We start from the raw sequence: 5,098 nt of genomic DNA, 5'->3' as shown, positions 1-5,098 counted from the left end.
GCGTTTTCGCACGGCGGTGAGACCCACGAGGTCGTCCGTGCGGTCGAGATCGCCAGAGACGCCGGCGCGCTGTCCGTGGCGATCACCAGCGCCCCGGACTCCACGCTCGCGCTCGCAGCCGACATCTCGCTGCTGACGTACGCGCAGGAATCGCCGTTCCGGATGGCGGCGATGTCGAGCCGCATCGCACAGCTGGCGCTGGTCGACATCCTCTTCGTGCGGGTCGTCCAGCATCGAGGAGAACCCGTCGTCATCCCGCTGCAGCTGACCCACGATGCTGCCGCACCGCGCCGCCGCCGCTGATCCACCTCGATCGACAGCGGGCGGCGCCCCGGCGCGCCGGGGTCAGTCGATGTGGTCGCGCGTGCTGACGAGCGCCCTGGTCGCGATCCTGTGAGCGCGCGCGAGGCTGCCGGTGAGCGAGAGCCCGCTGAGCACGCCCGCGAGGAACCCGGCGGCGAACGCGTCTCCTGCCCCGATCGACTCGACGACGGGCACGTCGAGCGACCTGCTGTCGGTGCGCTCTGCTGCATCGAACGCCACCGCGCCGACAGGGCTCGTGGCGAGCAGATACCGCGGCTCGGGGAACAGCTCTCGCAGACGATCGGGCTCGGCGGTGCCGAACACAGCCTCGGCATCCGGCCGGGTGCAGAAGACGACGTCGGCACGCCGGACGTAGTCCGCGATGATCGCGCGTCCCTCGGCTTCGCGTCCGCGCCAGAGCGCAGGGCGCCAGTTCACGTCGAAGCTGAGCATCCGCTCGCCACGGGAGGCATCGAACAGGGCGTCCTGAGCGGCACGTGCCGAGTCCGAGAGAGCCGGGGTGATGCCCGAGGTGTGCACGAGCGCTGACTGTGCGAGAAGCGCCGAGGCCGGGGGAGCGGCGAGAGTCGCCGGCGACATCGCCGACGCCGCCGAGCCCGACCGGTAGTAGTGCATGCTCCCGTCGATCGAGCCGTCGGGCCGGGGCGAGAGCTCCTTGACGTAGAGCCCGGTGGGCAGCTCGCCGTCGACCTCGACGGCCGAGTCGTCGACCTCGTGCCGGCGCAGCTCCGCGGTGAGGAAGCGGCCGAAGCCGTCGTCTCCGACGCGCGAGACGACCGCCGTGCGGATGCCGGCGGATGCCAGCGCGATGGCGGTGTTCCACTCGGCTCCGGCGAGCGAGCGGTGGAAGGTTCGGGCATCTTCGAGAGGGGCCGCGGTGGCCGGGACGAAGGAGACGAGGCCCTCGCCGACGCAGACGGCGAGGGGAGACGTGTCGGGCACGCTCTGGAGAGTACCCGATCGGCCGCACCGCCGGACATCCGTAACAGGAATGAAACCTGCAGGTGTTTGGCATCGGTCTGCGCACTGGGTAGTTTCAAGGAATCACCGTTTCCGAAGTCGACGATGTCTTCGGAACGCGCACAGCAGCGCTCGACAGGAAGGTCACACAATGCACCACACAGTCATGCGTCGGCGAGGTCTCATCGCCGTCACCGGAGCGGCACTCGCCGCTCTGGTCCTCTCCGGATGCGTCGCCAGCGAGCGCGGCGACGACGGCGGGGAGGCAGCCGGCGATGTCGACGGCACGTTCGTCTTCGCTGCGTCCTCGGACCCCGCCAGCCTCGACCCGGCATTCGCCCAGGACGGCGAGAGCTTCCGCGTCTCTCGGCAGATGTTCGAGGGCCTCGTGGGCACCGAGCCCGGAACGGCCGACCCCGCCCCCCTCCTCGCCGAGTCGTGGGAATCGTCCGAAGACGGCATGAGCCACACCTTCGCCCTGAAAGAGGACGTCACCTTCCACGACGGCACGCCGTTCAACGCCGAGGCCGTCTGCGCGAACTTCGACCGCTGGTTCAACTGGACCGGTCTCGCGGCATCCGAGGCATTCGGGTACTACTACAACAAGCTCTTCAAGGGCTACGCCGACAACCCCGTGGACGCGGTCTACAAGTCGTGCACGCCCGACGGCGACTACTCCGTCACGATCGACCTGAACAAGCCGTTCGCCGGCTTCGTCGCGTCGCTCTCGCTGCCGTCCTTCTCGATGCAGAGCCCCTCGGCGCTGCAGGAGTTCGGTGCAGACGACGTCAGCGGCTCGGCCGAGGCTCCCGTGCTGTCGGAGTACGCGATGGGTCACCCCGTCGGCACCGGCCCCTTCCAGTTCGACGAGTGGGCACCGGGCGAGCAGGTCACGCTCACGGCCTACGACGACTACTGGGGTGACACCGGGCAGATCGACGAGATCATCTTCCGCACGATCGACGATCCGACCGCTCGTCGCCAGGCTCTCGAGTCCGGCTCGATCGACGGGTACGACCTCGTCGGCCCCGCCGACACCAAGGCTCTCGAAGACGACGGCTTCACCATGGTGTCGCGTCCTCCGTTCACGATCCTCTACCTCGCGTTCAACCAGGCCGTGCCCGAGCTGCAGGACCCCAAGGTCCGTGAGGCCCTCTCGTACGCCGTCGACAAGGATGCGCTGATCAGTCAGGTCCTGCCCGAGGGCACCGAGAAGGCGATCGAGTTCGTGCCCGAGGTCGTCAACGGATACAACCCCGACGTCACGACCTACGACTACGACCCCGAGAAGGCGAAGGAGCTGCTGGCCGAGGCCGGCTACGACGAGGCCAACCCGCTGAAGCTCACCTTCAACTACCCGGTCAACGTCTCGCGGCCCTACATGCCGGACCCCGAGCAGATCTTCACGGTGCTGTCGTCGCAACTCTCCGAGGTCGGCGTCGAGACCACCCCGGTCTCGGAGGAGTGGGTCGAGTACCTCGACCGCACCACCGGCACGTCCGACCACGGCATCCACCTGCTCGGCTGGACCGGCGACTACAACGACACCGACAACTTCGTCGGCGTCTTCTTCGGCCAGCAGAGCTCGGAGTGGGGCTTCGACAACCCCGAGCTGTTCCAGAAGCTGAACGAGGCACGTGGCGTCTCGAACCTCGAGGACCAGACGGCCCTCTACGAGGAGATCAACGAGATGGTCGCGCAGTTCATCCCGGGCGTCCCGCTCGCGCACCCGGCACCGACCCTGGCGTTCGACCCGCGCGTCGAGAGCTACCCCGCCAGCCCGGTGAACGACGAGGTCTTCACGGACATCGTCCTCACCGAGTAGGTCTGACCGACTGAGATGCCCACCCGGGTCTCCGCGCTCGTCGCGGAGACCCGGGCCCGGCGTACCTTCTGATCAACGGAGACCTTTTGCTGCGCACCATCGGCAGGCGACTGCTTTTCCTCATCCCCACCCTGGTCGGGCTCAGCATCCTGCTGTTCGCCTGGGTCAGGGCCCTTCCCGGCGGACCCGCCGTCGCCCTTCGCGGTGAGAAGGCGACGCCCGAGGCCATCGCCAGAGTCAACGAGCTGTATGGCTTCAACAAGCCACTCATCGAGCAGTACTTCATCTGGGTCGGCCGTCTCCTGCAGGGGGACTTCGGCACCTCGATCCAGACGAACCGGCCCGTGACCGAGGAGTTCTTCCGACGCTTCCCCGCGACGATCGAGCTGAGTGTCCTCGCGCTCATCTTCGCGGTCGGCATCGGCATCCCTCTCGGGTACTGGGCCGCTCGCCGTCACGGCAAGTTCACCGACCACGCGTCGGTCGTCCTGAGCCTCGTCGGAATCACCATCCCGGTGTTCTTCCTCGCCTTCATCCTGAAGTACGTCTTCGCGGTGCAGCTGGGCTGGCTGCCCTCGGACGGCCGGCAGAACCCGCGAATAGACGCCACGCATCCGACCGGCTTCTACGTGTGGGACGGCATCATCACCGTCGAGTTCGACGCCTCATGGGACTCACTCATGCACCTCGTGCTCCCGGCGCTCGCGCTCGGCACCATCCCGCTCGCGATCATCGTCCGCATCACCAGGGCCAGTGTGCTCGAGGTGCAGAACGCCGACTATGTGCGCACGGGCCGGGCCAAGGGCGTCGGCTCCTCGACGCTGCGCAGCCGGTTCATCCTGCGCAACGCGATGCTGCCCGTGATCACGACGATCGGTCTGCAGACCGGGCTCCTGATCTCGGGGGCTGTGCTCACCGAGACCGTCTTCGCGTTCCCGGGCATCGGCTCGTTCCTCGCGAGGGCGATCTTCACCCGGGACTTCCCGGTGCTGCAGGGGTTCATCATCTTCATCGCGATCGCCTACGCGCTCATCAACCTGGCCGTCGACGTGTCGTACAGCTTCATCGATCCGAGAGTGCGGGTGCAGTGATGTCCCGTCTCGTTCTCCGAAAGGGGGTGGCGTCATGACCATCTCGCTCCCACCCGCGCAGGGGCCATCTGCGGCGAGCGGCGAGGTCGTCGACACCGTCGCGATCGGCCAGGCCGGACTCAAGGAAGGGCCCGGCGGCTTCTGGCATGACGTGTTCCGCCGGATCCGGCGCAACCCCACGGCCTGGATCGGCGCCGGCATCGTCCTGCTGTTCGTGCTCGTGTCGGTTCTCGCCCCGGTGCTCGCGCCGTACCCCGAGACGGCTCTGCCCGGCGCGAAGTACATCACTCCGACGAACATCCCCGGGCCCGGCGAGCTGCCGGAGTTCCCGCTGGGTCTCGACCGCTTCGGCGGAGACGTGCTCTCCAAGCTCATCTGGGGTGCACAGGCGTCGCTGTTGATCGGTGTCATCTCGACCGCCCTCGGCCTCGTCGGAGGAATGATCCTCGGGCTGCTCGCCGGCACCTTCGGCGGTTGGGTCGACACGCTCATCATGCGCATCGTCGACATCATCCTCTCGGTGCCGAACCTGCTGCTGGCGGTCTCGATCGCCGCGATCCTGGGCCAGACGCCCTTCGCGGTGATGATCGCGATCGGTGCGTCGCAGGTGCCGATCTTCGCGCGCCTGCTGCGTGCGTCGATGCTGCAGCAGCGCTCGAGCGACTACGTGCTCTCGGCTCAGACGCTGGGGCTCGGACGTGGGCAGATCACGATGTCGCATGTGCTGCCCAACGCCATCGGGCCCGTGATCGTGCAGGGCACGCTGACGCTCGCGACCGCCGTCATCGACGCGGCCGCGCTGTCGTTCCTCGGGCTCGGCGGCGGTCGCCCCGAGACGGCCGAGTGGGGTCGCATGCTCACCTACGCGCAGGCGGAACTCGCCATCGCGCCGTGGCTG

The 5,098-nt window shown here is 67.9% G+C and carries 5 protein-coding genes; 4 read left to right on the top strand and 1 reads right to left on the bottom strand.

Annotated elements, in window-relative coordinates; genetic code table 11:
* On the top strand, nt 1-303 hold a 303-nt coding region (locus J7E68_RS12600; protein WP_215173103.1), incomplete at its 5' end, for an SIS domain-containing protein.
* Between the two features lie 42 nt (nt 304-345).
* Here the strand turns inward: J7E68_RS12600 and J7E68_RS12595 are convergent.
* A complete protein-coding gene (locus J7E68_RS12595) occupies nt 346-1,266 on the bottom strand; it encodes a sugar kinase (protein ID WP_215173100.1) in 921 nt (306 codons plus the stop codon).
* A gap of 169 nt (nt 1,267-1,435) precedes the next feature.
* On the opposite strand from J7E68_RS12595, the gene J7E68_RS12590 reads away from it, so the two are divergent.
* From J7E68_RS12590 to J7E68_RS12580, 3 genes are all read left to right on the top strand, one after another.
* On the top strand, nt 1,436-3,109 hold the full coding sequence (locus J7E68_RS12590) for an ABC transporter substrate-binding protein (RefSeq protein WP_215173098.1): 1,674 nt from the start codon (nt 1,436-1,438) through the stop codon (nt 3,107-3,109).
* Between the two features lie 86 nt (nt 3,110-3,195).
* Nucleotides 3,196-4,200: an ABC transporter permease gene (locus tag J7E68_RS12585; protein WP_215173095.1), complete on the top strand. Its 1,005-nt coding sequence runs from the start codon at nt 3,196-3,198 to the stop codon at nt 4,198-4,200.
* Between the two features lie 34 nt (nt 4,201-4,234).
* Nucleotides 4,235-5,098: ABC transporter permease (locus tag J7E68_RS12580; protein WP_215173092.1), on the top strand; the 864-nt coding region annotated here is incomplete at its 3' end.

It is taken from the genome of Microbacterium sp. ISL-103 (assembly GCF_018613995.1).
Taxonomy (GTDB): Bacteria; Actinomycetota; Actinomycetes; order Actinomycetales; family Microbacteriaceae; genus Microbacterium.
The sequence above is the reverse complement of the archived record's forward strand: the minus strand, read 5'-3'. Positions and strand labels throughout refer to the sequence as shown.